The 25,094-nt window shown below is 68.1% G+C and carries 21 protein-coding genes; 16 read left to right on the top strand and 5 right to left on the bottom strand.

Features of this window, described 5'->3' with window-relative positions:
* The first annotated feature begins 117 nt into the window (after positions 1–117).
* Together NFU04_RS02295 and NFU04_RS02290 are read left to right on the top strand one after the other, a co-directional pair.
* Positions 118–750: a DUF1326 domain-containing protein gene (locus NFU04_RS02295; protein ID WP_251307917.1), complete on the top strand. Its 633-nt coding sequence runs from the start codon at positions 118–120 to the stop codon at positions 748–750.
* Positions 751–773: 23 nt separating this feature from the next.
* Complete coding sequence (locus tag NFU04_RS02290; RefSeq protein ID WP_251307916.1) at positions 774–1,553, top strand: DUF2182 domain-containing protein; 780 nt, start codon at positions 774–776, stop codon at positions 1,551–1,553.
* An 86-nt stretch (positions 1,554–1,639) separates the two neighbouring features.
* Here the strand turns inward: NFU04_RS02290 and NFU04_RS02285 are convergent, their stop codons facing one another.
* Both NFU04_RS02285 and NFU04_RS02280 read right to left on the bottom strand, forming a co-directional pair.
* Entirely contained in the window at positions 1,640–2,656 is a 1,017-nt protein-coding gene (locus NFU04_RS02285) for an isocitrate dehydrogenase (protein WP_251307915.1), read from the bottom strand.
* Positions 2,657–2,802: 146 nt separating this feature from the next.
* Entirely contained in the window at positions 2,803–3,627 is an 825-nt protein-coding gene (locus NFU04_RS02280; RefSeq protein ID WP_251307914.1) for a helix-turn-helix transcriptional regulator, read from the bottom strand.
* Between the two features lie 324 nt (positions 3,628–3,951).
* Here NFU04_RS02280 and NFU04_RS02275 point away from each other — a divergent pair, with 324 nt between their 5' ends.
* The 3 genes from NFU04_RS02275 to NFU04_RS02260 all read left to right on the top strand — a co-directional run bounded on the left by NFU04_RS02275 (position 3,952) and on the right by NFU04_RS02260 (position 7,591).
* Entirely contained in the window at positions 3,952–5,343 is a 1,392-nt protein-coding gene (locus NFU04_RS02275; RefSeq protein ID WP_285835105.1) for a PAS domain S-box protein, read from the top strand.
* An 88-nt stretch (positions 5,344–5,431) separates the two neighbouring features.
* Positions 5,432–6,373, top strand: coding sequence for an AAA family ATPase (locus NFU04_RS02265; RefSeq protein ID WP_251307913.1), 942 nt, complete (start codon positions 5,432–5,434; stop codon positions 6,371–6,373).
* Between the two features lie 57 nt (positions 6,374–6,430).
* Positions 6,431–7,591, top strand: a complete 1,161-nt coding sequence (locus NFU04_RS02260; RefSeq protein ID WP_251307912.1) for a toxic anion resistance protein — start codon at positions 6,431–6,433, stop codon at positions 7,589–7,591.
* A gap of 49 nt (positions 7,592–7,640) precedes the next feature.
* On the opposite strand, the gene NFU04_RS02255 is transcribed toward NFU04_RS02260, so the two are convergent.
* Positions 7,641–9,023 (bottom strand): hypothetical protein, encoded by a 1,383-nt coding sequence (locus NFU04_RS02255; RefSeq protein WP_251307911.1) that lies wholly within the window; start codon positions 9,021–9,023, stop codon positions 7,641–7,643.
* 196 nt (positions 9,024–9,219) lie between these two features.
* On the opposite strand from NFU04_RS02255, the gene NFU04_RS02250 reads away from it, so the two are divergent.
* Positions 9,220–10,578 (top strand): MFS transporter, encoded by a 1,359-nt coding sequence (locus tag NFU04_RS02250; protein ID WP_251307910.1) that lies wholly within the window; start codon positions 9,220–9,222, stop codon positions 10,576–10,578.
* Between the two features lie 72 nt (positions 10,579–10,650).
* Here NFU04_RS02250 and NFU04_RS02245 read toward each other — a convergent pair whose 3' ends face one another.
* Entirely contained in the window at positions 10,651–11,265 is a 615-nt protein-coding gene (locus NFU04_RS02245; protein ID WP_251307909.1) for a flavin reductase family protein, read from the bottom strand.
* A 73-nt stretch (positions 11,266–11,338) separates the two neighbouring features.
* On the opposite strand from NFU04_RS02245, the gene NFU04_RS02240 reads away from it, so the two are divergent.
* The 10 genes from NFU04_RS02240 to NFU04_RS02195 all read left to right on the top strand — a co-directional run bounded on the left by NFU04_RS02240 (position 11,339) and on the right by NFU04_RS02195 (position 21,261).
* Positions 11,339–11,857, top strand: coding sequence for a retropepsin-like aspartic protease family protein (locus tag NFU04_RS02240; RefSeq protein ID WP_251307908.1), 519 nt, complete (start codon positions 11,339–11,341; stop codon positions 11,855–11,857).
* A 214-nt stretch (positions 11,858–12,071) separates the two neighbouring features.
* Positions 12,072–13,610 (top strand): ABC transporter substrate-binding protein, encoded by a 1,539-nt coding sequence (locus tag NFU04_RS02235; RefSeq protein WP_251307907.1) that lies wholly within the window; start codon positions 12,072–12,074, stop codon positions 13,608–13,610.
* Positions 13,598–14,593: an ABC transporter permease gene (locus NFU04_RS02230; protein WP_251307906.1), complete on the top strand. Its 996-nt coding sequence runs from the start codon at positions 13,598–13,600 to the stop codon at positions 14,591–14,593. The genes NFU04_RS02235 and NFU04_RS02230 overlap by 13 nt, the downstream gene beginning before the upstream one ends.
* A complete protein-coding gene (locus NFU04_RS02225; protein WP_251307905.1) occupies positions 14,590–15,420 on the top strand; it encodes an ABC transporter permease in 831 nt (276 codons plus the stop codon). The genes NFU04_RS02230 and NFU04_RS02225 overlap by 4 nt, the downstream gene beginning before the upstream one ends.
* Complete coding sequence (locus NFU04_RS02220) at positions 15,417–16,865, top strand: ABC transporter ATP-binding protein (RefSeq protein WP_251307904.1); 1,449 nt, start codon at positions 15,417–15,419, stop codon at positions 16,863–16,865. Before NFU04_RS02225 ends, NFU04_RS02220 begins: the two co-directional genes overlap by 4 nt.
* A 122-nt stretch (positions 16,866–16,987) precedes the next feature.
* On the top strand, positions 16,988–17,359 hold the full coding sequence (locus NFU04_RS02215) for a hypothetical protein (RefSeq protein WP_251307903.1): 372 nt from the start codon (positions 16,988–16,990) through the stop codon (positions 17,357–17,359).
* Positions 17,359–18,552 (top strand): PqqD family peptide modification chaperone, encoded by a 1,194-nt coding sequence (locus tag NFU04_RS02210; protein ID WP_251307902.1) that lies wholly within the window; start codon positions 17,359–17,361, stop codon positions 18,550–18,552. Before NFU04_RS02215 ends, NFU04_RS02210 begins: the two co-directional genes overlap by 1 nt.
* A gap of 70 nt (positions 18,553–18,622) precedes the next feature.
* The gene (locus tag NFU04_RS02205; RefSeq protein ID WP_251307901.1) at positions 18,623–19,042 is read left to right on the top strand and encodes a SpoIIAA family protein; all 420 of its coding nucleotides are present in this window, start codon (positions 18,623–18,625) and stop codon (positions 19,040–19,042) included.
* Between the two features lie 291 nt (positions 19,043–19,333).
* Positions 19,334–19,822, top strand: coding sequence for a DUF2946 domain-containing protein (locus NFU04_RS02200; protein WP_251307900.1), 489 nt, complete (start codon positions 19,334–19,336; stop codon positions 19,820–19,822).
* Positions 19,823–19,935: 113 nt separating this feature from the next.
* The gene (locus NFU04_RS02195) at positions 19,936–21,261 is read left to right on the top strand and encodes a PepSY-associated TM helix domain-containing protein (protein ID WP_251307899.1); all 1,326 of its coding nucleotides are present in this window, start codon (positions 19,936–19,938) and stop codon (positions 21,259–21,261) included.
* A 283-nt stretch (positions 21,262–21,544) separates the two neighbouring features.
* On the opposite strand, the gene NFU04_RS02190 is transcribed toward NFU04_RS02195, so the two are convergent.
* On the bottom strand, positions 21,545–25,039 hold the full coding sequence (locus tag NFU04_RS02190) for a putative bifunctional diguanylate cyclase/phosphodiesterase (protein ID WP_251307898.1): 3,495 nt from the start codon (positions 25,037–25,039) through the stop codon (positions 21,545–21,547).
* Positions 25,040–25,094 lie beyond the last annotated feature (55 nt).

Here is a 25,094-nt window from a genome sequence, read left to right as displayed (position 1 = left end):
AACGTCTACACTGCGTAGGACAGGGAGTCTGACGATTGCTCCCGGAGGGAGCCTCCACGGGCCGGTGACCGATCCGGCCGCCGGCCGTTGTTCGACGGCTAAGGGGAGGATTTCATTATGTCCCGCCAAGACTGGCGTCTCGAAGGAGACTGGCTCAAGAACTGCAACTGCGCCTTCGGTTGCCCCTGCGACTTCCTGGCCCCACCGACCCGGGGCGAGTGTCAGGGCTTCCTGGGGATGCGTATCGCTTCAGGATACTTCGGCACGACCCGCCTCGATGGCCTGAGTTTCTTCGTGGTGGTGAAGTTCCCGGGGCCCCTGCACGAGGGCAACGGGGATGCCCAACCGCTGATCGACGAGCGTGCCACCCCCGAGCAGCGCGAGGCCCTGTTCGCGATTCTCTCCGGGGAGCACTCCGACGAGGGAACGCTCTTCCATATCTTCAGCCTGATCGTGGCCCGCTTGCACGAGCCTCTGTTCACGCCCATCGAGCTCGAGTTCGATGTGGCGGCGCGCACCGCCCGACTCGAGATGCCCGGGGTGCTCAGCTCCCGGGTCGCGCCGATTATCAATCCGGTGACCGATACGCCGCATCGCATCCGAGTGGTAATGCCGGAAGGCTTCGAGCATCTCGAGGGCGAGGTGGCGTCGTCGGATATCGACTGTGCCGGCGACCTGGCCTTCTCCACCCGGGGGGGCCACAGTACCCTGGCCCATGTGGTGCAGACGCCCCAGGGGGTGGCCGCCTGAGCGAGGCGGCGGGGAGGTAGGGAGTGGAAGACCATGCGCTGGAACGCCTGCTGCGCCACGACCGCTTCTGGGCCCTGGTCGCCCTGGGAGCGGTCTCCGCCCTGTGCTGGGGCTACCTGATCGCCGAGGCCCTGCTGATGGCCCGTGGCGAGACCCTCCTGATGCCCATGACGATGGGCCCCTGGACGCCCCTGGAGGCGGGGCTGATGCTGCTGATGTGGGGGCTGATGATGACGGCGATGATGCTGCCCAGCGCCGCCCCCATGATCCTGCTGCATACCACCCTGACCCGCCGTCGCCGCGCCCGCGGCGAGGCCGCCGCCTCCACGGCGGGTTTCGCCGCCGGTTATCTGGTGATCTGGACGCTGTTCAGCCTGCTGGCGGTGCTGCTGCAATATGCCCTGCAGCGGGCGGCGCTGCTGTCGCCGATGCTGGTCCTGACCAGCCAGTGGCTGGCGGGGCTGGTGCTGATCGGCGCCGGCCTCTATCAGTGGACACCGCTCAAGGAGGCCTGCCTGCGCCACTGTCGCTCGCCGCTGGACTTCATGCTGACCCGGTGGCGGGAAGGGCAGTGGGGGGCCTTTATGATGGGGCTGACCCATGGCGGCTACTGCGTCGGCTGTTGCTGGGTGCTGATGCTGCTGCTGTTCGTGGGCGGGGTGATGAGCCTGGCCTGGATCGCCGCCCTGGCGCTCTGGGTGCTGATCGAGAAGCTGGCCCCCGCCGGTCACTGGCTGGGCCATGCCCTGGGCGGCGTGCTGGTGATCTGGGGCGTCCTCACCCTGGGGGCGGCGCTGGGCTGAGCCCGGATCGTGTCATGAAGTAAGCGTGAAGCGCTCTCGACCGTCCCTGACTCATGGCGAGCCAGGGACGGTCGAGGGCGCCTGACTTAGTTGGCTCGGCAGTACTCCACCAGCGCCTCGGCGAAGGTGTCGGTGGTGCCGCTGCCGCCCATGTCCGGGGTCACCCGGTCGCGGTCGCTCTCCAGCACGGCACGGATGGCGGTGCGGATCTTGGTGCCCTTGTCGACCATGCCCAGGTGGTCGAGCATGTCCGCCGCGGCCAGCAGCAGGGCGCAGGGGTTGGCCAGCTTCTGGCCGGCGATGTCCGGGGCCGAGCCGTGCACCGCCTCGAAGATGGCCGCGTCCTTGCCGATATTGGCCCCCGGGGCCAGACCCAGGCCGCCCACCAGGCCGGCGCAGAGGTCGGAGAGGATATCGCCGAACAGGTTGGTGGTGACGACCACATCGAACTGGTGGGGATTCATCACCAGCTGCATGCAGGCGTTATCGACGATCATCTCCTGGAATTCGATCTCGGGGAATTCCCGGGCCACCTCCCGGGCCACCTCGAGGAAGAGCCCGGAGCTGCTCTTGATGATATTCGCCTTGTGCACCGCGGTGACCTTCTTGCGGCCCTTGCTGCGGGCCAGCTCGAAGGCGTAGCGCACGATGCGCTCGGAGCCCGAGCGGGTCACCTTGATGGTCGCCAGGGCGGTCTCGCCATCCTCGCTGAGGCTCTGGCCCTCGGCCAGGTAGGCGCCCTCGGTGTTCTCGCGCACCGTGATCAGGTCGATGTCGTCGTAGCGGGAGCGGGTGCCGGGGAAGCTGATCGCCGGGCGCACATTGGCGTAGAGGTCGAAATGGCGGCGCAGCTGCACGTTGATGGAGGAGAAGCCCTTGCCCACCGGGGTGGTCAGGGGGCCCTTCAGGGCCACGCCATGCTTGGCGATGGCGTCCAGGGACGCCTGGGGGATCAGGGTGCCGTGCTTCTCCAGGGCGCCCAGGCCCGCCTCGATCACCTCGTACTCCAGCCCACAGTCCAGCGCCTCGAGCACCCTGAGGGTGGCTTCCATGATCTCGGGGCCGATGCCATCTCCCTTGATAACCGCAACGGTCTTGCTCATCGCTTGCTCCTTGGCCACCGGGGTGGCGATTGCTGTGGGTGGACGTCCCGGAGGCGGCCTCGGGCCGAGGCGGGGACGGCGTTTAGGGTACGCCGAGTGTCGTCTCTATGCAGTCATCCTTTTCGGTATTGTCGACAGTACGCCCGTCAGCCGCTCTGCTGGCGGGAGACCAGGGCCACGTGGTCGAGGAACAGTCGGAACAGCTGCGACTGGCTGGAGACCCCCAGGCGCTGGTAGAGGTGCTTGCGGTGCACCTTGACGGTGCCGTCGCTGATGTCGAGCTCGCGGGCCGCCGACTTGGTGGAGTGGCCGGCCAGCAGCAGGCGCACGATCTCCTGCTCCCGGGCGGTGAGCACCCCGTCACCGAAGCTGGCGAAGGCCGCCTCCACCGGGGCCTGGGCGTCCAGGTCGGCCTGGAACTGACCACCCTGCCACTTCCAGTACTCCACCAGCAGAACCTCCACCAGGGGCGCGAGATGGCGCAGCGCCTGCAGGGTACGCCGGGTCAGCTTGCCGCCCCCGGTGCGAAAGCCCAGGGAGGCGACGATCACCACGTCTTCCGCGACCCGGGCGAAGAGCCCCACCTCGTCGGCCAGGCCCAGGGCCCGGTAATAGTGGTGGTAGTAGTCGCTGGCCTCGAAGCGGTCCGGGGCCAGCTCCCTGAGGCGGTGGGCGCCCTGGTCGAGGCCGCCGTCCACGGCGGCGAAGAAGGGGTCGAGCAGGTAAGCCTCGCTGAGGTAGCGGTCGATGCCCTGCTGGCGCTTGTGGGCCGGGTAGTCGTCGTGGATCAGCAGCGGCCTGAGGCGCCCCTGGTAGGTATTGATCAGGATGGTGTCGAAGCCGCTCAGTTCCTGCAGCTGAGTCGACAGGCTCAGGGGAAATTGAGGCGTCGGGGCCTCGCGAATCAGCTGGGCGAGGCGGCGATGCCAATCGAGGCTGGCGGGTTGGGCGAGCAGGTCGGTCAGGGACATGGATCGGGGGCCGGAAAGGATGCTGAACCCAGCATACCATGGCATTCATTTTGCCAGCCGAGAGCTTCGACCCTGTATAAACGCTGCGATTGGCACCGATTGCTTACAGTGGCAGGGGTATTGGTAGGTATCGCTGATGTAGAGACAAACAATAAAAGCAGCGCGTGCGTGGGCGAGTCGGCACGCGTCAGAATGCAGAGAGCCATTCATATGCTGCTGGATTATAAAAAACTGATCAGCCCAGGGCGACGCCGTAGCCATCCTCGGCCTTCCACCGCCATTTCCCCCACCGAACCTTCCGCTGCCCCTCAGGAACTGGCCGAAATGGCCCTGGAGGCGGGCCTGGATGCCATGGTCATGATCGATAGCGAGGATCGCGTGCTGCGCTTCAATGCCGCCGCGGAGGCCCTCTGGGGGTTGCCCCGGGAGCAGGTGATCGGCCGGCCGGTGGATGGCTTGATTCCCGAGCTCCTGAAGGAGGAGCATCGCGACCATATTCGTGCCAACCGCGAGACCGGTCACGATGCCCAGGTGGGGCGTCACCGGGAGGTGCAGCTGATGCGCGCCGATGGCTCCATGCGCTGGGTCAGCATCGCCCTGTCGCGGCTGCCGCTGCCCGAGGGACAGGGCTACCTGGCGCAACTGCGCGATATCACCGAGGCTCGTCAGCAGGCCCAGGGGCCCAGGGAGGCCTTGGAGCAGTGCCTGGATGCGGTGGTCAGCATCGATGACCGCAACCGGGTCACCTTCTTCAATGCCGCCGCCGAGCGCCTCTGGGGCTATGAGCGCGGCGAGGTACTGGGCCAGAACGTCAACCGCCTGGTGCCGGCGGAGATCCGCCATCGACACGATGGCTTCGTCGACCGCCACCGGCACAGCGGGACGGATCGCATCGTCGGCACCAGCCGCGACGTGAAGCTGTTCCGCAGCGATGGCGAGCCGCGCTGGGTCAATCTGGCGCTGTCGCGTTTCGTGGTGGAGGGGCGCCAGTGCTATACCGCCTTCGTGCGCGATATCACCGAGCAGCGCAAGGTGCGGACCCTGATGGAGAGCACCCTGGAGCAGGCCATCAATGCGGTGGTCACCATCGACGAGAACAACTGCGTGACCTTCTTCAATGCCGCCGCGGAGCGTCTCTGGGGCTATGCGCGCCAGGAGGTGATCGGCGAGAACGTCAAGATGCTGGTGCCCCACGCCATCCGCGACCACCACGACGGCTATGTGCAGCGCAACCGGGACACCCGGGAGGATCGCCTGGTGGGCAAGACCCGCGAGGTGGAGGTGGTGCGCAAGGATGGCAGCACCACCTGGGCGGCGCTCTCCCTGGCGCGCATTCATCTCGACGACAGCGTCGTCTTTACCGCCTTCCTGCGCGATGTCACCGAGGACGTGGCCCACCGCGAGGCCATGGTGGCGCGCATGGCGGAGTTCGCCGAGGCCAGCGAGCAGATCACCCGCTTCGCCGAGTCCATCGAAGAGATCGCCATGAACACCAACCTGCTGTCGCTGAACGCCTCCATCGAGGCGGCCCGGGCCGGCGAGGCGGGGCGCGGCTTCTCGGTGGTGGCCCAGGAGGTGCGCTCCCTGGCCGAACGGGCCTCCGGCTCCGCCAAGGAGATCGGCGAGGTGGCGCACCATACCCAGGACCTGTTCAACGAGCTGCGCGAGGCACTGCGCGCCCTGGAGGAGACGGCGCGCGGCAAGGCGCAGCGTTAAATGCCGATGCAATGCCGATGCGGCGAGGACGGCTAGGCTTGTCGGCATGGGGCGGCGCTCGGCCGCCCGTCGATGCACGGAACCGACCATGCTGGGATTTCTGCAGGGCTTCGCCTATGGCCTCTTCCTGACCTGCTGGCCCTGGCTGGTGGTGGGGCTGCTGGCGCCGCCCCTGGCGCTGCCCGGCGCCGAGCCCAGCCGCCTCCAGGCGGTACTGCGCTATGCCCTCATCTTGCCTTTCGCCAGCCTGCTGCTGTGGCTTACCTCCCTGTGGGGCGGTTTTTCCCCCAGCCTGTGGGGCTGGCTGGCGGGGCTCCTTGCCATCGCTGTGGCGCTTCCCGTGGAGCGCCGCCTGCGGGCCTGGTGGGGGCGCCGGCGGCGCGCCCGGCTGCAGGCGCGACTGGATGCCGAGCTGGCGCGGCGCCGCGAGCGCGAGACCCGCGAGGCCCATGAGGCGGACCTGCGCCACCTGGATAGCGAGACGCCGCCCGCCGGGGCGGACGACCTGGTCCGGGCGCTATGCCGCGCCAAGGCGGCCCTGGAGGCGAAGGAACGCAGCGACCTGGCGCTCCAGGTCGATCGTTTCTATAGCCGCTATCGGCGGGTGCTGGCGCTGCTGGAGGGCAGCTTTCGCCGCGACGAGGTCACCTATGGGCGGGCCCATGGCCTGGTCAGCGAGGTGGGGCGGGAGGCGCTGGGGCAGCTCGAGGCCATGGCCACTCTGCTGGAGGGCGTCGCCGGGGTGGATGCCGACTTCGTGCGCCGTCGCCTGGAACGTCGCGAGCCGGGGCTCGGCGTCGAGGAGTGCCTGGCCCTGGAGCGGCGCCTGGCGCTGGTGGAGGAGACCGAGCGCGACCTGCGCCGGGTACGGGCCCGGCTGGAGGCGATCCTGACCCTGTTCGACGATACCTGCGTCAGCCTGGCGCGCCTCCAGGCCGAGGCGCCGCGTCGCCTCGGACAAGACGATGCCCTCGAGGCGCTGAAGCGCTTCGCCGAACGGGCCGAGCGCTACGGGCGCAAGGAGTCGTGAGCCCGGGGACGGGCGAGCTATGCTGAGGGCAGCCAACGGCGGCCGAGGAGGCGTGTCATGACAGAGTCGGAACGGCGACCCTTGTCGCTGCCCAATCCCGAGGAGCTCGCCGCCCGGCTGGAGCGGCCCGAGGCGCCGGATCCGGACGCCCTGGAGGCGGAGGCCGCGGCCTGGGTCGAGGCGGTGCTGGGCAGTGGGGCCCGGGAGCGTCAGCGTCACGCCGTGGACGAGCTGGGGCTGGCGACGCAACGCCGCGCCGCCCATCAGAGCGAGATGCTCAAGACGCCGCTGCGCAAGCTGGCGCGCCACAGCGAGGATGGCGGGCCGGTGGCCCAGGCCCTGACCGGGCTGCGCGAACGCATGCACGAGCTCGACCCCCAGGCCCATCACCTCGAGCCGCGGCGCCTCGACTGGCTGGTCGAGCGGCTGCCCGGGGTGAGCAGCCGGCTGCAGCGCTACTTCCGGCGCTTCGAGAACGCCCAGGAGGCCATCGACGGCATCATCGACGAGCTCCAGGCGGGACGAGACGTCCTCTATCGCGACAACCTGACCCTGGGCGACGACCAGGAGGCCCTGGAGCAGACCCTGGCCGAGCTCCATCACCAGGTCGCCCTGGGCCGGGCCATCGCGGCGCGACTCGAGGCGAGCCTCGCCGAGGGCGACCTCGAGGAGGCCGAACGGGGCTTTATCGAGCAGGAGCTGTGCTTCCCGCTGCGCCAGCGCCTGCTCGACCTGCAACAGCAGGTGGCGGTCTGCCAGCAGGGCATCCTCGCCCTGGAGGTGATCATCCGCAACAACCGGGAGCTGATGCGCGGCGTGGAGCGGGCCGTCAATGTCACGGTGGCGGCCCTGGGGGTGGCGGTCACCGTGGCCCTGGCGCTGGCCAATCAGCGCATGGTGCTGGATCGAGTGGAGGGGCTCAATGCCACCACCAGCGAGATGATCTCGCGCACCGCCAAGACGCTGCGTGCCCAGGGCGTGGATATCCAGACCCGGGCCGCCTCGGCGATGCTCGATATGCAGGCCCTGGAAGAGGCCTTCGGCGAGGTGATGGCGGCCATCGACGACCTGGCGGACTATCGCCGCCAGGCCCTGCCCGCCCTGGGCGAGCAGATCGAGCGCCTGGATGGGCTGACCCGCCGCGGCCAGGCGGCGGTGGACGATCTGGTCAGGGGGCGGGGCGATGCCTCACCCCACAACGACGAGGGGGCGACCTAAGGCCGCCCCCTCTGCTGCACCGCTTGGATGCGGAGCCTCGCTCCGCGGCTTATTCGGCCGTCAGGCGCAGGGTATAGGTGCCGCTGCTGTGGTTGCCGTAGGAGCGGGCGATGGCGCGGTACTCGCCGGGCTCCAGGTAGGCCTGGATGCGCGAGTCGAGGCCGTTGCCGCCGTCGTCATTGCTCTCGAAGATGCCGTTGCCTTCCAGCTCCAGGTAGGTGTCCAGGTCGTTGGACATCATGTCCAGGCGATAGCGACCGGCCTGGGTGATCTCGAAGGCGTAGTAGTCCTGGGCACCGGGCTCCAGCCAGGCTTCCAGGGACTCGTTCAGGGTCAGCTCGCCGCCGCTGGGCAGGTCGCCGATCTCCCGGGAGGCCACCGACAGCTCGAAGAGGCCGCTGGCGCTGCTGCTGAAGCTGCGCGCGACGATGGTATAGCTGCCCGGCTGCAGGCGCTGACGAATCTGCGAGTCGAGACCGCTGCCGCCGTCGTCGTTGCTGGTGGAGACGCCGGGCCCGGAGAGCTCCAGGTAGCTGTCGAAGTCCTGGGAGCGCATATCGATGGTGACCAGGGCCGCCTCGTCCACCACCAGGCGGTACTCGCGGTGCTGCCCGGAGAGCCAGCCGTTGAAGGTCTCGCCCACGCTGACCTCGCCACCGTTGCGCAGTTCGCCGTCATGGGGCAACTGCTGGGGCTCGACGCTCAACTGGTAGAGGCCGCTGCCGTCGCCGTAGACGCTGCGCGCGGTGACGGTGTAGTCGCCGGGCTCGAGGAAATCGCTGATGCGCGAGTCGAGATTGCCGGCGCCATCGTCATCCTCGAGGCGCACGCGGTTGGGGCCGCCGGAGAGTTCCAGGTAGGTGTCGAAGTCGTCGGAGCGCATCTCGATGCGGTAGAGGCCGGTCTCCTCGATGGTCAGCGGGTAGGTCGAGGGACCATCCTGCAGCCAGCCGTCCAGGGGCTGGGAAACCGTCAGCTCGCTGCCGCTGGCGCTCAGCTCGATCTCGCGGCTGTTGAGGTCGTAGGGGCCGAAGCTGCTGGCGTCGACGCCGCTCACCACCACCAGGTAGTCGCCGGTCTCGTCGATGCGCCGGCGCAGGGCGCTTCCGGGCTGGCCATAGGCATCGGCGATGCTGGCGGCCAGCAACTGGGTCTCGTCATCATAGAGCGCCAGGCTGCCGTTCAGGGCGCCACTCAACTCGAACTCCACCAGGCTGTCGCCATCCAGGCTCAGGGTATGGCGGGCATAGCGGCTGCCATCCTTGCCGTTGAGCTCGCTGGAGGAGGTGATCTCGCCGCGGAACTGCTCGCCCAGTTCGATAGCGTGGACGACGGGGGCGTCATCGCTGGTGTTGGCGCTGCAGCCGGCCAGCAGGCCGAGGGTAGCGCCGCCGAGGGCGACCAGGGTAAAAGAGGAGGCACGATTGGCCATGGAAGCATCCTTGTTCGATGGCAAGCATCGGTTGGTGTGAAGATCGGCTCGGCGCTGCGAGCCTCGACTCGACACCCGCATTATAGGGAATTTCTCGGTGATTTCGCCCCCCTGGAGGAGAGTTTTCGGCCGCGGCAGGTATCATGATCCCAGCGCGGCACATGGGGTGCCGCCTTCGTCCCAGGGAGCCCTCGTCATGCAGCCCATGATCGCCACTGACCCACCCCGGCAGCGTGCCCCTCGGCGCGAGATCCTCGGCTGGGCGATGTTCGATTTCGCCAACCAGGCCTACACCCTGCTGATCATCACCGTGGTCTTCGGCGAGCTCTTCACCACCGTGATCGTCGGCGATCGCGGCGACAACTACCGCTTCGCCAACCTGCTGTGGAGCCTGGCCCTGGCCCTGAGCTACCTGCTGGTGGTGGTCAGCGGCCCGGTATGCGGCGCCATCATGGACTTCGCGGCGGCCAAGAAGCGCTTCCTCTTCGTCAGTTACCTGGTCACGGTGGGGACCACGGCACTGCTCTACTGGGTGGCGCCGGGCCAGGTATGGCTGGGCTTCGCGCTGATCGTGATCTCCAATACCGCCTACTCCCTGGGCGAGTCCTTTATCGCCGCCTTCCTGCCCGACCTGGGCCCCCCTCGCGACCTGGGCAAGATCTCCGGCTTCGGCTGGGCGCTGGGCTATGTGGGGGGGCTCTTCGCCGCCGGCTTCACCCTGGTGGTGCTGGGCGAGGCCACCGCCGAGAACTTCGAGCGCATCCGCTGGGTGGGGCCCTTCGCCGCCGGCTTCTTCCTGATCACCGCGATTCCCACCTTCCTGTGGCTCAAGGAGCGTGGGCGCGCTCGGGCCCTGCCGCCGGGGCAGGGCTATGCCGCCATCGCCCGGGCCCGGGTCGCCACCACCCTGCATGAGCTGAGGCGCTTCCGTGACCTGGCGATCTTCCTGGTCTCGCTGCTGTTCTCCATGGCTGGCGTCTATATCGTCATCGCCTTCGCCTTTATCTACGGCGCCCAGGTGATCGGCTGGGACGCCGAGATCCGCAACCTGATGTTCGTTATCGTGCAGATCACCGCGGCGGCGGGGGCGCTGGGCTTCGGCTTCATCCAGGACCGCATCGGCGCCAAGGTGACCTACCTCGGCACCCTGGGGCTCTGGGTGGCGGCGATCCTCGCCATCTGGGCCACCCCCGATCTGACCGCCTGGCTCAATGCCCGCCTCGGCCTGGACTGGCAGGCCCAGCACCTGTTCCTGGTGGTGGGCTGCCTGGCGGGCCTCTCCCTGGGCTCCAGCCAGTCCGCCAGCCGCGCCCTGGTGGGACTCTTCTCGCCGACCACCAAGGCCGCGGAGTTCTTCGGCTTCTGGGGCCTGGCCAACAAGCTGGCCGGGGTCTTCGGCATCATTGCCCTGGGCCTGCTGCAGTCCCTGGTGGGACTGCAGGCCTCCATCCTGCTCTGCGCGGCGCTGTTTATCGTCGCCATCCTGGTCTGCCTGTTCGTCGACCAGGCCCGCGGCCAGCGTGCCGCCGAGGCCTGGCATAACGGTGGCGACTGAGCCGCGCTTAGCCGGGCCGCTCCAGGGTAAAGCGGTCGCTGCAGCGGACGTACCCGTGGGGGAGAGCGGAGCCTAGCCGGGCCGTTCCAGGGCGAAGCGGTCGCTGCAGCGGACGAAATCGGAGCCGGCCAGGCGGCCGATGGGCTGCAACGCCTCCAGGTGCACATGGCGGCCATCCCAGACCCGTTCGTCGGTGTGGATCACCACCACCTCGGCCAGCACCAGGTTGCCGGCCAGGGGCCGGTCGCCAAAGGAAATCACCTCGCGCACCCGGCAGCCGAAGGCCACGCGGGCCTCGGCGATGCGCGGTACCTTCAGCTCCCCCAGGGGCGCCTTGGTCAGCCCCGCGTGGGTGAACTCGTCCTCGCCGTAGTGCAGCGGGGCGCTGGTGGCATTGAGGGCCCCGGCCAGGGGCTCGCCGCCGATATGGATGATGCATTCGGCCCCGGCCACCAGGTTGCGGGTGGTGTCCTTGGCTTCGCCCTGGCCGTTGAGCAGCGGCGAGAAGGCCAGCACCGGCGGGTCGACGCTGGCCACGTTGAAGAAGGAGAAGGGCGCCAGGTTGGCCTGCCCCTGGGCATTGATGCTGGACACCCAGGCGATGGGGCGTGGGGCGACGGCGCCGGAGAAGAGGCGATAGAGGGTGCCGGCGGAAAGCTGCTCGGCGTGCAGTGGTGAGGAATTCATGGGACTCTCGCGGTACGGGGTCGGTAACCCTTCCAGCATGGGGCGGGGCCTCCGCCGAGGCAAGGAGAGGCGAATGCGAGACGACAGGGCCGCCCGGCGCTTCGGCCTGGGCATGATGCTGCTGTTCTGGGCGCTGCTGATCGTCAGCGGGAGCTGGTGGTTTCACCTGTACCTGGAGGAGCGCCGTAATCCCAATACCCACCTGGCGCAGGTCAGCGACGGCGGTGAGCCGGTGCGCCTCAAGCGCAATGCCGGCGGTCACTTCGTGGCCACCGGGCGCATCAATGGCGAGCCGGTGGAGTTCATGATCGACACCGGCGCCAGCTACGTGGCCCTTTCCGAGGAACTGGCCGAACGCCTGGGCCTGGCGGTGGGCGCCTCCGCCTGGTTCCAGACCGCCAGCGGTCGCAGCCGGGGCTACCTGACCACCCTCGACGAGGTGACCCTGGGCGGGCTCAGCGCCCACCGGATACGCGGCGCCATCAACCCGGGCATGAGTCCCGACCTGGCCCTGCTGGGCATGAGCTTCCTCAACCACTTCGATATCCAGATTCGTGGCGAGGAGATGATCCTCTCGACGCCCCGGCGCTGAATCGCCGGCGTGCCCGGGGCCGCCCATTGGCTTCCGCGCGATATCTCGAGCCTCTTTTTCCTCACGCCTCGCGACTCGCGACACTCCGATATTTCAGGGCGTCATCTCGCCGGATGGCCAGTCGAGGGCTGTTCTCGGTATCTGGGTGTTATGTTATAAGGTATCTTTTTTTGCGGCGTATTCTGCCGAATCCTCTGCCAAGGAGCCCCGTTTGATGCCTTCCCCACGACGCCTGCTCGCCGGCCTGGCCCTGGCCACCACCCTGATCTCCCCGCCGCTGCTGGCCGAGCCGCGCCCCCTGGCGGTGGTGGCCCCCTGGGAAATCACCGGCAACGACCCCGCCACCTCCGGTTATATCTTCGGCCGCATGGGGATCGCCGAGACCCTGGTGGAGGTGGATGCCGAGGGACGCCTGATCCCGGGGCTGGCCAGCGACTGGGCGGTCGACGAGGCGGGCCTGAGCTGGCGCTTCGAGCTGCGCGATGGGGTGGTCTTCCACGACGGCACGCCGCTGAGCGCCGAGGCGGCGGCCGACAGCCTGCGCCATGCCTGGGCCAAGCCGGGGATGCTCGACTCGGCGCCGATCACCGCCATCGAGGTCGCTGACGATGCCGTGGTGATCGGCCTGGAGGCGCCCTTCGCGCCGCTGCCGGCGCTGCTCACCCACTCCACCACCCAGATCCTGGCCCCCGCCGCCTACGCCGACGGCGGTCGGGTGGAGGCGATGATCGCCACCGGGCCCTATCGCCTCACCGAGCTGGCGCCGCCCCAGCGCCTCAGTGCCGAGCGCTTCGTCGACTACTGGGACGCGGCGCCGGCCATCGAGGCGGTCAGCTACCTGGCGGTGGGGCGTGGCGAGACCCGCGCGCTGATGGCCGAGAGCGGCGACGCCGATATCGTCTTTACCCTGAACCCCGCCAGCCGCGGGCGCCTGGCCCGTGATGAGGGCCTGGCGCTGCATGCCGAGCCGCTACCGCGCACCATCGTGATCAAGGTCAATGCCGGTCACCCCTTCCTGGCCGAGGAAGCGGCCCGCCGCGCGCTGAGCCAGGCCGTCGATCGCCGCGGCATCGCCGCCGGCCTGCTGCGCGACCCCGAGGCCGCCGCCCCGGAGCTCTTTCCGGCGAGCCTGGGGCCCTGGCACCTGGGGCTGGATGACGAGGCCGGCGGCGACCCGACCTCGGCCCGGGCGTCGCTCGAGGCCCTGGGCTGGCAGGCCAACGATCGGGGCGTCCTCGAGCGTGACGGCACCCCCTTCCGCCTGACCCTGACCACCTTCGCCGACCGTCCCGAGCTGCCGCTGGTGGCCACCGCCCTGCAGGATCAGTGGCGCGAGCTGGGCATCGACCTGGAGGTGGCGGTGAGCAACGCCAGCGCCATCCCCTCCGGGCACCGGGACGGTAGCCTGGAGCTGGGCCTGGCGGCGCGCAACTATGGCCTGGTGCCCGACCCCCTGGGCACGGTGCTGGAGGACTTCGGTGGCGACCCGGCGCAGCCCGGCGGCGACTGGGGCGCCATGCACTGGTCGGATGCCGAGGTCAGCGCCTGGCTCGATAGCCTGCGCCGGGACGCCGATCCCGAGCGGGGTGAGGCGTTGGCCGGCCGCGTCGCCGCGCGGCTGAATCGGGCCATGCCGGTGATTCCGGTGGCCTGGTATCAACAGACCGCCGCGGTCAATGCCGAGCTGGAGGGCTTCTCCATCGATCCGCTGGAACGCAGCTATCGCCTGGAGGACCTCGCGTGGACGCAATAAACTCCCGGCGTTTTGGTTCTCGGCGCTTCCCGGCCCTGGGTGCTGGCCTGGGTCGGGTGCTGCTGCCGCGATTGCTGCAGGCCGGCCTGGTGGCCTGGCTGGTGGGCACCCTGACCTTCGTGCTGACCCGCACCCTGCCCGGCGACATGGCCTACCGCATCGCCGCCGGCCGCTACGGTCATGACATGGTCGACGGCGCCGCCGCCGAGGCGGTGCGTGCCGAGCTGGCCTTGGACCAGCCGGCGCTGCTGGCCTACCTGAGCTGGCTGGGGGACCTGCTGCGCCTCGACCTGGGACGCTCCCTGGTCAGCGGTGCCCCGGTGATCGAGGAGCTGGGACACCTGCTCGGCCACTCCCTGGGCCTGGCCGCGGTGGCCCTGCTGCTCTCGCTGCTGCTGGGCCCGCCGCTGGGTCTGGCGGCGGGGCTGCGTCCCGGCGGCGTCCTGGATCGCGTCAGCGAGGCCGTGGCCAGCCTGCTGCGGGCGCTGCCGCCCTTCGCCCTGGGGTTGCTGCTGATCCTGCTCTTCTCGGTGAGCCTGGGCTGGCTGCCCGCCGCCGGCCACGGTCGGAGTGCCCATTTCGTGCTGCCGGCGCTGACCCTGGCCCTGGCGCTGGCCGCGGTCTCCAGCCGGGTGGCGCGCCATGCCATGGTCGAGGTCTCCGGCTCCGCCTATTACGCCTTCTCGCGCACCAAGGGGCTGGGCGAGCGCCTCAGCTTCCTGCGCCACGGCCTGCGCAATGTCGCCCTGCCCATCGTCGCCTACCTGGGGGTGCAGTTCGTTACCCTGATCGAGGGCGTGGTGGTGGTGGAGACCCTGTTCGCCTGGCCCGGCATCGGCCATGCCCTGGTGCATGCCATCGTCGCCCGGGACCTGCCGATGATTCAGGGCACCGCCCTGCTGATGGGCCTGCTGTTCGTGGCCCTCAATACCGGGGTGGACCTGCTCTGCCACGGGCTCGATCCCAGGAGGCGTCCGTCATGAAGCTGTCCTTCGCCTTGGGCGCGGCCCCGGCCGATGGGTGGCGCCGCCTCTCGATGCGCCGGCGCCTGGGCCTGGTCCTGCTGGGGCTGCTGCTGGCCGTGGCCTGGCTGACGCCCTGGCTGCATGACGCCGACCCGGCCCGCCAGCAGCTCACCCGTATCCTCGAGTCGCCGTCGCTGGCCGCGCCCCTGGGGACCGATTATCTGGGCCGCGACATGTTGGCGCGTACCGCCGCGGCCCTGCGCCTGTCGCTGGGCATGGCGCTGCTCAGCGTGGTAAGCGCCGCCGTGCCGGGCATCCTGCTGGGGGGGATCGCCGGCTGGCGGGGCGGCTGGAGCGACCGGCTACTGGGCGGCCTCGCCGACGCCTGCCTGGCGCTGCCGGGACTCTTGCTGGTGCTGCTGCTGGCGGCCATCGCCCCCGGTAACTTCTGGGCCCTCTACGTGGGCATCGCCCTGGTGCTGTGGATCGAGTACTTCCGGGTGGTGCGTGCCCGCACCCGGGTGCTGGTGGCCTCGCCCCAGTTGGAGGCCAGCCGCCTGCTGGGCTTCGGCCCCGGCTACCTGTTCCGCCGCCACCTGTGGCCGGAGCTGGCTCCCCTGGTGTTGACCCTGGCCGCCTTCGGCGCCGCCAGCGCCATCCTGGCCATGGCCGCCCTGGGCTTCGTCAGCGTCGGCCTGCGTCCGCCCACCGCCGAGCTGGGGCTGATGATGACCGAGCTGCTGCCCTACTACCACGAGGCCCCCTGGGCCATGGCCCAGCCGATCCTGGCGCTCTGCCTGCTGGTGCTGAGCCTGAATCTGCTGGCGGCCAAGGAGACGAAATGAGCGAGATACTGCTGGAGGGGCACGCCCTCGGCGTCCACGGCGAGGGCGTAAGCATCGCCCCCGTCGATTTCTCCCTGGCCCGTGGCGGTCGCCTGACCCTGCTCGGCGAGACCGGCTCCGGCAAGAGCCTGATCGCCCAGGCCATCATGGGCACCCTGCCAAGCGGCCTCGCCGCCAGCGGCGAGCTGACGATCGAGGGACAGGGCTACGCCGCCGCCGAGGGCGCCTCGCGACGCGCCCTCTGGGGGCGGCGCCTGGCGCTGCTGCCCCAGGAGCCCTGGCACGCCCTGGACCCGACCATGGCCTCCGGCGCCCAGGTGGCCGAGAGTCACCGATACTTGCGTGGCCTGGGGCGCCGTCGGGCCCGGGAGGCGGCTCTTGGCGACCTGGCCGGCCTGGGCCTGGCCGACGCCGATCGCCGGCTGCCCGGCGAACTCTCCGGGGGCATGGCCCAGCGGGTCGCCTTCGCCGCGGCCAGCGCCGGCGGTGCCCCCCTGGTGATCGCCGATGAGCCCACCAAGGGGCTCGACGCGCCGCGTCGCGATGCCGTGGTGCGGCTGCTGGCCGCCACGCCGGAGCGGGGCGGGGCCCTGCTGACCATTACCCACGATATCGAGGTGGCCCGGCGCCTGGGCGGCGAGGTGATCCTCCTGCGCCGGGGCCGGGTGGTGGAGCGCGGCCCCGCCGAGCGGCTGCTGAGCGCGCCGCGCAGCGATTACGCCAAGCGCCTGCTGGAGGCGGAGCCGAGCCGCTGGCCGGCCCCGCCGCCGCCCCCGGCCTCGGACGGGGAGCCCGTCGTCGAGGCCCGGGGCCTGGCCAAGCGGCGCGGCGGCCGCGCGCTGTTCCGCCACCTGGAACTGAGCCTGAGGCCCGGCGAGATCGTCGGCGTGGTGGGGCCCTCGGGGTGCGGCAAGAGCACCCTGGGCGACCTGCTGCTGGGCCTGACCGGGGCGGATGCGGGGGAGGTCAAGCGCGCCCCGGGCCCTCGCCTGGCCTTCCAGAAGCTCTACCAGAACCCGCCGGCGGCCTTCTCGCCCCACTGGTCCCTGGCCCGACTGCTGGAGGATCTGGTGCGCCGCCACCGCCTGGATCGCGCCGCCATCGCCCCGCTGATGACGCGGCTGGGGCTGAATGAGGCGCTATTGGCGCGTCGTCCCGGCGAGATCTCCGGCGGCGAGCTGCAGCGCTTCGCCATCCTGCGGATCTTGCTGATGGAGCCGCGTTTCCTGTTCGCCGACGAGCCCACCTCGCGCCTCGACCCCATCACCCAGCGCGATACCCTGGCCCTGCTGGTGGAGCTGGCCCGGGAGCGTCACTGCGCGGTGATGCTGGTTAGCCACGACCCGGCGCTGATCGAACGGCTCTGCGACCGGCGCCTGGTGCTGGGGCTGGGGCATGGGGAGGCCGCGCCCGCGTCCGAGAGCCTCGGCGCCCGGGCGGTCTAGTCGGGTTGTCGCCGGGAGGCAACAGCGCGAGGAACAAATCGACAACGCCGGTGAACGGCTGGAGGGACCGGGCGGGCCAGGGCTAATCTGAACAATGTTCGATAACCTTGGAGGAGGCCCCTATGACGGCCCCAGATCCCACCACGTCCGCCGATAGGGCCAAGCGCCAGCGTCGCAAGCTGCTGGCCACCCTGGGCCTGGGACTCGCCGGCGCCTATGTGGCGCCGACCCTGTTCAGCCTCGGCCAGGCCCAGGCCTGGGACGGGCATGGTTACCGCCGCTCGCGCCCCAGTCGCAGCCGCCCCAGCTACTCGCGGCCCAGCCGCAGCCGGCCCAGCCGCTATCACGGCCATCGCCGCCGCCACACGGATCGCCGCTACTGGGGCCGCCACGAGCGCTATGACCGGCATGTCTACCGGCGGGTCGAGGATTACCGGGATGACCCGGTGCGCCTGGTGGAGGACCTGATCTTCGGCCCGCCGGAACGCTGGTAATGGCGGCCCTGGATCTCTCGTTGCCCGGCCTGGGACGCTGCCTGCGCCTGGTGGATGCCCCCGAGGTGACCCGCACGCTGGTGGCGGCCCTGCCCGGCTGGACTCCCAGCGTCTGCCCGGCCCGGGGCGGCGCCCCGGCCATTCGCCTCTACCGTTGCGGTACCGGCTATCGGCAGTACGCCCCGGCGCTGCCCGGAGGACTCGACCTGCCCACGGCCACGGCGGCGGCCACCAGCCTGATCGCCGACCTGGCCGGCGAGATCCTGGCCGCCGAGCGCAACCTGGACCTGCTCGGCCTGCACTGCGCCAGCGTGGAGATCGACGGCCGGCTGGCGATCTTTCCCGAGGCCCATCGGGCCGGCAAGAGCACCCTGAGCCTGGCCTTCGCCGCGGCGGGGCATCGGCTCTTCGGCGACGATGTCCTGGGCCTGACGGCCAGCGGAGAGGGCATGGCGCTGGGCATCGCGCCGCGGCTGCGCCTGCCCCTGCCCGATGACCTGGCCCCGGAGCTGCTGGCCTACCTCCATCGCCATGCCGGCCCCGGGGACCACCGCTACCGCTTCCTGCGGCCCTCCCGCCTCGCCGCCCATGGCGAGACCCGCCCGCTGGGGGCCATCGTCCTGCTGGAGCGCGACGCCGGCCTCGCTGCCGCCGAGGTGGTGCGGCTCTCCCCGGGGGAGGGGCTGGCCCAGTTGCTGCGCCAGAACTTTGCCGACGACCGGGACGACGCGGCCCTGATGCCCCGGTTGCTGCCGCTGATGGAACGCCTGCCCTGCCTGCTGCTGCGTTATGCCGAGCCCCTGGCCGCGGCCCGCGAGCTGGCCCGTGTCCTGCGAGCCGGCGTGGATGTCCCGGCCCGTGAGGCCGGCCGGATGGTCCCGAGCCGCGGCGGCCCCCTGGCGCCGAGCCGCCGCTGGCGTCCTTCGCCACGGGTCCATGCCTATCCACTGGGCGACGAGCTCTTCCTGATCCATGGCCCCAGCGGCGGCATCCACCGCCTCAACGCCAGCGGCCACGCCGCCTGGGCGCTGCTGGCCGAGGAGGCGCTCTCCCTCGACGAACTCGCCGATTGCCTGGCGGAGCACTTCGACCGCCCACGCACGACGCTGGCCCGCGACCTGCACGCCCTGCTGGCGGGGCTGGTCGAGGCCGACCTGGTGATCCCCGCCGAGCCCCTCGCCGACGCCTCCTAGCTTCGCCGGGGCACGCTATGCTGAAAGCGAGCGAGGCGTCCCGTCCTCCCGTGATCCAAGGAGAGCCTTCATGTTGGAGTTCATGTCTCATCCGGCGGAGCATGTCGTGGCCATCAAGGTCGGCGGCGTCATCACCGCCGCGGAGTTGCAGCAGGTTATCGACGCCATCGAGGCCGCCAAGCGCCACCATCCCAGGATCAGCCTGCTGGCCGAGCTCGACGATATGCGCTGGATGACCCTGACCGCGCTGCTCAAGGATATCGGCTATGGCCTGACCCAGCTCGGCGATCTCAAGCGTTACCACCGTGCCGCCGTGATCACCGACAAGGAGTGGATCAAGCATATCGCCCACCTGGAGGATCGCCTCTTCAAGGCCATGGAGATTCGCACCTTCCCCGGTCGCGATTATGCCGCCGCCATGGCGTGGGTCGGCGACCTGCCCAAGGGCGCCCACGAGAACCCCGAGGAAGACGGCTATCACGGCGCCTGAATGTCCCGGTCATCGGTCGAACCGCCGAGCCAATCGTCGCTGGGCAGCGGCCATTTTCTAAACCGTTCGGGATGCCTGCTGCCCTTGGCCGGGCAGGCTCAGGGCACACGTCACTCCTCTCTTGGCAGCGTCTCGCCAACACCGGGTTGGCCAGGACGGAGGTCGCCGGTCCGGCGCTCCGGGTAGCGTGGCGATGCCATCGTGCGACAAGGTACCGCGCCTGCCGTCGCCGCATGCTCGCGGGGCCCGCGCTATCATGACCGCCTGCCCGTTCCGGTTGGCGTATCGCCCATGTCGTACCGCTCCCAGCACTATCGCTCACGCCTGGCCGCGCGTTTCGCGCTGCTGGCGATGCTGTTGCTGGTCACCGGCCCGCTGATCGGGCAGCTAAGTGCCGGCGGTCATACCGGCCATAACAGCCACGCCGGTCATAACAGCCACGCCGGTCCTAACAGCCACGCCGGCCCTAACAGCCACGCCGGTCCTAACAGCCACGCCGGTCCTAACAGCCACGCCGGTCCTAACAGCCACGCCGGCCATAACGGCCACGCCGGCCATGGCGATACCCAGCCGCAGGCGGCGGCGTTCGACTGGCATGCCCAATGCGGCTATTGCTCGCTCTTCCATCAGGTGCCGGTGCTGATGGCGAGGCTGCCATACGTCGCACCGGTGGTGTCGTCTGACATCACGTCCCCCGTGGTCGCCACGCGCAGGGCGCACGGCGGAGCGGCGGTCTTCCCCCAGGCATTGACCCGGGCCCCTCCCGTTCTTACCCGCTGATCGACCGAGAAGCACCCGCACCGTCGTCGTCGCCTCAAGCGACGGTGACGGGCTCGTGCGTTCGGCCTGTCGCCGAGCAGGCCACAAGGTTTTCATTTTTCAGAGGGGCCCTTATGAGTGGTAAGACCAACGACGTCTATCGTGCCGTCTGGCGCTGGCATTTCTATGCCGGCCTGATCGTCATTCCTTTCCTGATCTCCCTGGCGGTGACCGGCGCGCTATATCTGTTCAAGGACGAGATCGATCACTGGCTGCACGCCGACCTGATGCGGGTAGAGGCTCAGGAAGGCGTCAGGGTGTCGCCCCAGGCGCAGCGGGACGCGGCCCTGGCCGTGGTCGACGGCGTGGCGTTCCGCTATGTGCCGCCACCCGGTGCGGCGCTGGCCGCGGAGGTCGATGTGCGCCGTCCGGATGGGACCCGGGTCGCCGTCTTCGTCGACCCCTACAGTGGCCGGGTGACCGGTGACATGCCGTACCGAGGCAGCGTGATGTGGACGATCCGCATGCTGCACAGCCTCAACTATTTCGGCGCCAATGCCAGCATGATCATCGAGATCGTCGGTGGCTGGTCGATCTTGCTGGTCGTGACCGGCCTCTACCTGTGGTGGCCGAGGGGGCGTCGCGGCGGCGTGATGTCGGTTCGCGGAGGACCGCGCAAGCGCGTGTTCTGGCGCGACCTGCATGCCGTGACCGGGGTTCTCGTCGGCGGCATCATCCTGTTCCTGGCCGTCACCGGCATGCCCTGGTCGACGGTGTGGGGCAGCAAGGTCAACGAGCTGGCCAATGGTCACAACTTCGGCTATCCCGACGGCGTGCGCGTCAATGTGCCGATGTCCGAGGCGCGCCTGGCCGAGCACACCGAGACCCCCTGGTCACTGGAGCAGGCACGCCTGCCGACATCGGCCGACTCCTCGGCGCCCTCGATCGGGCTCGACCGGGCCGTGGCCACCTTCGACGCCCTGGGGTTGGCGCCGGGGTATGCGGTCGGCCTGCCGAGCGGGCCGGATGGCGTCTATACCGGCTCCATTTATCCGGACGATCTGAGCCGGCAGCGGGTCGTGCATCTCGATCAGTACAGTGGTGAGCCGCTGCTGGACATGGGCTATGCCGATTATGGCCCGCTGGGGCGAGGGCTCGAGTGGGGCATCAACGTGCACCTGGGCCAGCAGTATGGCCTGGCCAACCAGCTTATCCTGGCCCTGGCCTGCGCCGGCATCGTGCTGCTGTGCGTGTCCTCGGGCGTGATGTGGTGGAAGCGCCGGCCCTCGGGACGCCTGGGCGTGCCGCCGGCCCCCAGCGATCCGCGACGGCTGCGAGGTGTGCTGGCACTGCTCGCCATCGGCGGGGTGATCTTCCCGCTGGTCGGCGCCTCGATGATCGGCATGGCCATGGTGGATGGCCTGGTCAGAAGGCGAGGGGAAAAGCGGGCCCTCGCATGAATTCTGGAGAGCCCCGACTGATTACTCTCCGAAATCGCCGAGTATCTGCTCCGGGCCGAGGGTCTTGGGGGGCCAGGCCCGGAGTTGATGAATCAAAAAGATGGCACCGCCCATGAGCCTGACTATCCCGGAGCACGCCGAGCGGGCACTGCTACCGGAAGTAACAGGGTTTTAAAGAGCAGAACCCAATTCAGGCGTCATCTATGTTGGCAGTCACCATTGTCCAGGCCACCGATAGCGGGCTCTGAGTCTAATGAATCTCTCGGGGTGATCTGGGCCACCGTCAGGAGCTGGATGGCATGTGAACCTGCTTCGACAGCCATCGGGTCAGGTCATCCAGGGGCATGGGCCTGGCAAACAGGTAGCCCTGGAAGACCTCACAGCCCAGCGACATCAGATAATCATGCTGTTCCGCGGTTTCGATGCCCTCGGCAACTACCTTGAGGTCGAGCTGCTGAGCCAAGGTGATCACTCCCTGGCAGATAGCAGCGTTCTTATCGCTGCTATTCGCATCCTGAACGAAGCTGCGGTCGATCTTTATCTTGTCGATGGGGAGGTCACGCAGGTAGCTCAAACTCGAATAGCCTGTGCCGAAGTCATCGATAGCCGTCGTGATGCCCATATCGCTCAGTGCGTGGAGGATATCAATGGCACCTTCCGCATTGCGCATCAGGATGCCCTCGGTAAGCTCCAGCTCCAAATGTGTTGCGGGCAGGCCTGTCTCGCACAGTGCGTCGCGCAGCGTGTCGAGAAAGTTGGGGCGATGAAAGTGGAGGGGAGACTGGTTGACCGCGACGCGTCCACGCAGCAGGCCTTGATCCACTAGCCGACGAGCATCCTGACAGGCTTTTCGTATCACCCAGCGGCTCAGCGGGATGATTTGTCCGGTCTCTTCCGCGATAGGGATGAAGGTCGCTGGGGAGATGAACCCCCTGGTTGGGTGCGGCCAACGAACCAGTGCTTCCAGGCCGTCAACATGACCCTCTCGATTTATCAAGGGTTGGTAATACAAATCGAGATGGCCACACTCGATAGCTTCCTGGAGCTCACTGCGGAGTATGACGCGCTGACTCAGTTGGCTATCGAGATCCTCCGTGTATGACTGATAGGCGTTGCGGCCCTGCTGCTTGGCTTGGTACATCGCTATGTCAGCATGTTGAAGCAGCCGTTCGGGCTCATGGATCCCGCCGTGGTTCGTCGCGATGCCGATGCTGGCCGAGACGTGCAGCTCGTGTTCGCCGATTCGGTGGGGCTTGTCGAGGTCTTTCAGCAGGCGATCCGCCACTTCTTCGGCTTCGCCAGGGCCACTCAGGTCGGGAAGCAGCAGCACGAATTCGTCGCCGCCCAAACGGGCGAGGGTGTCACTAGCACGCCGGCCCTGCCGAAGCCGCTCGGCCACGCTGATCAATAGCCGATCGCCCACCTTGTGACCGAGGGTGTCATTAACGGGTTTGAATTCATCGAGATCAATGAATAGCACAGCCAATGTCTGGCCGTTACGGGTCGCCAGGTCCACATCATGGGATAGCCGATCGCTAAACAGGGCGCGGTTTCCCAGGCCTGTCAGTACGTCGTGGGTAGCCTGATACGCGAGCTGGCTCTCCTGCTCCTTGCGCTCCGAGATGTCATTCATGATGCCTACGAAGTGAGTGATCTGCTGCTGAGCATCATGCACCGGCGATAGAAACAGCTGGTTCCAGAAGGGGGTGCCATCACGTCGATAGACCCGAATAGTCGTCGACAGGCTTCTACCATGATACAGCGCCGCCTGAATCTGCTGGATATCCTGGGAGCTGGTTTTATCGCTGTTGAGGAAGACCAGGGGAGCCCCGATGACTTCCTGTTCACGATAGCCGGTAATTCGGGTGAAGGCGGGGTTTACATAAATAACGGGTTTTTCTTCCTCGCGCACATCGACAATTACGGCACCGTTGCTGCTGGCCTCCAGGCTGCGCTCGAGAACGTGTAGCCGCTCTTCGGCAAGTACCCGCTTCGTGATGTCCTTGATGATGCCAAAGACGCCATCGATTTCATCATTGACGACAATGGGAACCATGGTGACTTCCAGGTCCTGGGAAGGTCTTCCCTTGAGGGACAGGCGCATGGTGTAGCTGCTAGGAACTCCACTCGCGGCATTCAGGAAGGCCGACTCCGTGTCTTGAATATCCTGCTTGGAGCAGGCCGGCTCGCAGATGATCGAGTGGATGGGCCGTCCCACTAGCTCTTTCTCGGGAATTCCCGTGATAACTTCGGCCATGGGGTTGAGGCTTTCGTAGATCCCATCACGCGAATGAGCAAAGACCGCATCCGGATGCTGGCTGAATAGCGAGCGGAAACGCTGCTCACTGCGTCGCAATGCCACCGCCTGGGCATCGCGTATTAAGGCTAACGCGCAACTGATGATCAGTAGGTGCGTGAACCCCAGTCCCACCAGGCCGAAGACTACCGGTAAGGCGCCGGGTAGGCTGGTTAATGAGAGGGGACCATCCAGGGCGGTCACGGTCAATGTAGGGCCGCCTGCTAATACGCTTTGCCGAGACGCAAAGGAGCGTGGAGAGATGCTTTCGTGCCAATCGTGGGCATATTGCATGCCCCACTCCTTGCCCTCGGAACTGTAGTGGATCGTGAACCCGTCAGTATTCAGGTGGCGTACCATCTGAATGACCTCCGTGAGGTCCAGCGTGGCGACCATGGTACTCAGGCCGCCGTCTAACGATATCGAGAGCACACCGTAGCCGCTGTTTTCGGGGTCGGGGAAGTACCAACGAGTCCGCTGGCTCACATCGTCCTGTTGGTGCAGCCAGTCGAGCGTTTCGGGGGCAGTCAGCTGGTCTGTCAGCCATAGCAAGTCTTCCGGCTCGCGGCCCATTTGCCATTGCGGCTGCAGGTCGGGCCCTAGAAAAGCGATGGCTTTCAAGCTGGGCTCGTCTTCCAGGTAGGAGCGCAATTCCAGCTGCTGGAGGTGTCTAACGGCGCCGATAGGCCTCTCCCTCAGTGCCATCCAACGCCCTTTGAGCCGTGCGATCATTTCGACACGAGACTCGATATGTTGGGCGATGCCTAAAGAGATATTGTTCACCAGCTTGTCGGCCTCGGCTACGCGGGCGTTGTACTGAATCCAGCTGCTGACTAACCAGATGACGATACTGACAGTGGCCCCGAGAATGCCGACTGCTATGGCAGCTCGTGGTAGCGGCGGCGTCGGGCTGGCATTCAGGCGAACCATGACGAGCAGGCTGGCGCCCAATAGCAGAAAAAACAGGCCGCCCATCGACGTGATGCCCCATACCGAGATAGGCGGGGTATCGAGCGTCAATGGGTACGCCAGCGTGAAAGCCCCGATCCCGAGTGCCAGCCCGCCGAACAGCCGATAGATGATCCGGGTGAGATCTGCTCGTGGAGGAAGAAAGCAGCAGCTCCCCATGACCAGAACCAGCGAGGCGGGTAGCGGACTTAAGCGGGGATAGCCGGTGAGCCCTGAGAGTCCGCTGTCGGTCGCCGGCACGAGCAAGTAGTGACCCAGGCAATAGCCGCCTAACGTCAGCAGCAACCCGCCCACCGGATATCGCCAGCGCGACTGCTTTCCCAGCAGGGCCAGCAGCCCCATGCTGGCCAGCACCACGGCGATGGCGCCATCGGTGCTCAACCGCCATTGGGGGGGGAGTGGGGCATAGCCCCAGAGGTCGATCAGAAGGCTCGTCACCCCGATGAGGAAGCTGCTGATGAGCAGGATTAGGAGCCACGCCTGTAGGCCGAGGTGGCGGCTGTTCATGTTCATCTGGTACTGCTCCTCCACCCCGCGGTGGTATGACTTCAAGCCATCTATGGGGCCA

It is taken from the genome of Halomonas sp. NCCP-2165, assembly GCF_023708045.1.
In the GTDB taxonomy this organism is placed as follows: Bacteria; Pseudomonadota; Gammaproteobacteria; order Pseudomonadales; family Halomonadaceae; genus Bisbaumannia; species Bisbaumannia pacifica.
This window is presented reverse-complemented; position numbering and strand designations above follow the sequence as displayed.

What these genes read in the sequence shown, in the direction of transcription:
- NFU04_RS02240 (WP_251307908.1), top strand. Translation starts at nt 11,339, where the DNA reads ATGCGAGACGACAGGGCCGCCCGGCGCTTCGGCCTGGGCATGATGCTG.
- NFU04_RS02225 (WP_251307905.1), top strand. Translation starts at nt 14,590, where the DNA reads ATGAAGCTGTCCTTCGCCTTGGGCGCGGCCCCGGCCGATGGGTGGCGC.
- NFU04_RS02255 (WP_251307911.1), bottom strand. Translation starts at nt 9,023, where the DNA reads ATGGCCAATCGTGCCTCCTCTTTTACCCTGGTCGCCCTCGGCGGCGCT.
- NFU04_RS02215 (WP_251307903.1), top strand. Translation starts at nt 16,988, where the DNA reads ATGACGGCCCCAGATCCCACCACGTCCGCCGATAGGGCCAAGCGCCAG.
- NFU04_RS02195 (WP_251307899.1), top strand. Translation starts at nt 19,936, where the DNA reads ATGAGTGGTAAGACCAACGACGTCTATCGTGCCGTCTGGCGCTGGCAT.
- NFU04_RS02200 (WP_251307900.1), top strand. Translation starts at nt 19,334, where the DNA reads ATGTCGTACCGCTCCCAGCACTATCGCTCACGCCTGGCCGCGCGTTTC.
- NFU04_RS02190 (WP_251307898.1), bottom strand. Translation starts at nt 25,039, where the DNA reads ATGAACATGAACAGCCGCCACCTCGGCCTACAGGCGTGGCTCCTAATC.
- NFU04_RS02285 (WP_251307915.1), bottom strand. Translation starts at nt 2,656, where the DNA reads ATGAGCAAGACCGTTGCGGTTATCAAGGGAGATGGCATCGGCCCCGAG.
- NFU04_RS02280 (WP_251307914.1), bottom strand. Translation starts at nt 3,627, where the DNA reads ATGTCCCTGACCGACCTGCTCGCCCAACCCGCCAGCCTCGATTGGCAT.
- NFU04_RS02250 (WP_251307910.1), top strand. Translation starts at nt 9,220, where the DNA reads ATGCAGCCCATGATCGCCACTGACCCACCCCGGCAGCGTGCCCCTCGG.
- NFU04_RS02295 (WP_251307917.1), top strand. Translation starts at nt 118, where the DNA reads ATGTCCCGCCAAGACTGGCGTCTCGAAGGAGACTGGCTCAAGAACTGC.
- NFU04_RS02235 (WP_251307907.1), top strand. Translation starts at nt 12,072, where the DNA reads ATGCCTTCCCCACGACGCCTGCTCGCCGGCCTGGCCCTGGCCACCACC.
- NFU04_RS02260 (WP_251307912.1), top strand. Translation starts at nt 6,431, where the DNA reads ATGACAGAGTCGGAACGGCGACCCTTGTCGCTGCCCAATCCCGAGGAG.
- NFU04_RS02220 (WP_251307904.1), top strand. Translation starts at nt 15,417, where the DNA reads ATGAGCGAGATACTGCTGGAGGGGCACGCCCTCGGCGTCCACGGCGAG.
- NFU04_RS02210 (WP_251307902.1), top strand. Translation starts at nt 17,359, where the DNA reads ATGGCGGCCCTGGATCTCTCGTTGCCCGGCCTGGGACGCTGCCTGCGC.
- NFU04_RS02205 (WP_251307901.1), top strand. Translation starts at nt 18,623, where the DNA reads ATGTTGGAGTTCATGTCTCATCCGGCGGAGCATGTCGTGGCCATCAAG.
- NFU04_RS02275 (WP_285835105.1), top strand. Translation starts at nt 3,952, where the DNA reads ATGGCCCTGGAGGCGGGCCTGGATGCCATGGTCATGATCGATAGCGAG.
- NFU04_RS02245 (WP_251307909.1), bottom strand. Translation starts at nt 11,265, where the DNA reads ATGAATTCCTCACCACTGCACGCCGAGCAGCTTTCCGCCGGCACCCTC.
- NFU04_RS02265 (WP_251307913.1), top strand. Translation starts at nt 5,432, where the DNA reads ATGCTGGGATTTCTGCAGGGCTTCGCCTATGGCCTCTTCCTGACCTGC.